1 protein-coding gene is annotated in these 460 nt (G+C 46.5%); it reads right to left on the bottom strand.

All coding sequences use genetic code 11. The features are described 5' to 3' along the window. On the bottom strand, nt 1-460 hold a 460-nt coding region (locus SPADD19_RS10985), incomplete at both ends, for an NFACT family protein (RefSeq protein ID WP_241496598.1).

Here is a 460-nt window from a genome sequence, read left to right as displayed (position 1 = left end):
GTCAGGGCCTTGTTGAGTTGGATGGTAATGGGCTCGTTGGTATAGTAATTGTCCAAAACAACCTGGTCTTGGTCGTTTGGTACCTGATGGAGGAAGGTTGTCAGCAATTCTCCTTTTTGGCGGAATTCTTCCGCATTGTCGGTCGCCTCTAACTCCGCTTCTTGCTTGGCTAATTTTTTTCGGTTCTTTTCAAGATCGTTTTCAACCTTGCGGATTAATTCACTGGCCTGTTGTTGCACCCGATCGCGCTCAGCCTTGTCTCGATAATAGTCATCCAGCAGATCAGAAAGTGTTTCAAAGGTTTGACTGGTCGCATCTGCAAAGGGAATAGCCGTGAAGGATTTGGTTGTTAGACATGGCTCAGTTGGAGCTTGGAAAAAGGCACGGAAGGTTTTTAATTTTTCATCCGTTTCAAGTCGCTTGGCCAATTCTTGAGCCGTATCTCGCCCCAAACCTTGGA

Source organism: Streptococcus parasanguinis, from assembly GCF_001578955.1.
GTDB lineage: Bacteria > Bacillota > Bacilli > Lactobacillales > Streptococcaceae > Streptococcus > Streptococcus parasanguinis_U.
This window is presented reverse-complemented; position numbering and strand designations above follow the sequence as displayed.